Here is a 1,395-nt window from a genome sequence, read left to right on the forward strand (position 1 = left end):
CCCCCCCCCCCCACACCCCCCCCCCCCCCCCCCCCCCCCCCCCCCCCCCCCCCCCCCCGCCGGGGCCCCCCCGCCCCCCCCCCCCCCCCCCCCCCCCCCCCCCACCACCGCCCTGCGCGTCCTGCTGGTCGCCGACCTGCTGGTACGAGCCCTGGAACTCGGCGGCACCCCGGCGTGGGCGCTGCTGGCAGGCCAACGGGAGCGGGAGGACCTGCGCGCCTCGGCGGCGGCGCTGGGCGTCCGGCCCTTCGAGGACGGCCGGGACGCGGGCCCCGGCCCGGGCGGGGCGCAGGTCATCCACGTGGCGGCGGAGGACGGGCCGGTGCCCGACGGCGTCCGGGTCGCCGTCGCCGCCGCGACCGCCGACACCCCGGCCGGCGACACCCCGGCCGGCGCGGACGACCCGTCGGCGCTGCGCCTGGCTCTGCTCTCCCGGCCCCGCACCGCGCCCGCACGGCTCGACGCGGCCGCCCTCACCGACGCCCGTGACACCCTCGCACGCTGGCGCGGCGCGGTCGCCGCCTGGGCGCGCCGGCCGTCCCGGCCGGTCCCCGACGAGGTCCGAGGCCGGCTGCGCGCCGCCTGGGAGAACGACCTGGACGTGCCCGCCGTGCTGGAGGTCCTGACCTGGGTGGAGAGCGATCCCGGCCTGCCGGACGGCGCCCGCTTCGAGACGTACGCCTACGCGGACCGGCTGCTCGGCCTGGACCTCACCCGCGACCTGGGATCCCCGGCGTGATCGCGCGCGCCGGAGCGGGCCCGCTGCGCCGCCTGGTCGTCGTGCGGCACGCCAAGTCGGCCTGGCCGGCCGGCGTTCCCGACCACGAGCGCCCGCTGGCGCCCCGCGGCCGCCGGGACGCCCCGGCCGTCGGACGCGCCCTGGCCGCGGCCGACTGCCTCCCCGACCTCGCCCTGTGCTCGACCGCCGTCCGCGCCCGCCGGACCTGGGAGCTGGCCTCGGCGCAGTGGGGCACGCCGCCGCCCGTGCGCCACGACCCGCGGCTGTACGCCGCCGGCGTGCCCGAACTGCTGGCAGCGGTGCGCGAGACGCCGCCCGAGGTCGGGACGCTGCTCCTGATCGGGCACAACCCCGGCCTGGAGGAACTGGTGCTGGCACTCGCCGGGGACGGCCTCGGTGGCACGCTGGAGCGGGTGCGGACGAAGTTCCCGACGTCCGCGATCGCCGTGCTGGCCTGGCACGGCACCGACTGGCAGGCGCTCGCCCCGGGCGTGGCGCTGCTGACCGGCGTGCTCGTGCCGAGGGGGGAGAAGAAGCGCGGCGGGAAGAAGCATGGCTAGCCCCAATGCCGGTGACTTAGGTGGTGTGTGGTCTGGAGATCGTGAGGACTGCCGTGGCTGGTGGCGGCAGGTTGCGGTGTTCGGCTCGTTTGAGGG

General features: G+C 79.5%; 1 protein-coding gene and 1 pseudogene. Both read left to right on the plus strand.

The window, feature by feature from the left end; translation table 11 throughout:
* Nucleotides 1–106: 106 nt before the first annotated feature.
* Nucleotides 107–739: pseudogene (locus ACH4ZX_RS39800) on the plus strand (hypothetical protein); the annotation flags it as partial.
* The gene (locus tag ACH4ZX_RS39805; protein WP_398283748.1) at nucleotides 736–1,299 is read left to right on the plus strand and encodes a SixA phosphatase family protein; all 564 of its coding nucleotides are present in this window, start codon (nucleotides 736–738) and stop codon (nucleotides 1,297–1,299) included. The pseudogene ACH4ZX_RS39800 and the gene ACH4ZX_RS39805, both read left to right, overlap by 4 nt.
* Nucleotides 1,300–1,395 lie beyond the last annotated feature (96 nt).

This window comes from Streptomyces sp. NPDC020490 (genome assembly GCF_044335305.1).
In the GTDB taxonomy this organism is placed as follows: Bacteria; Actinomycetota; Actinomycetes; order Streptomycetales; family Streptomycetaceae; genus Streptomyces.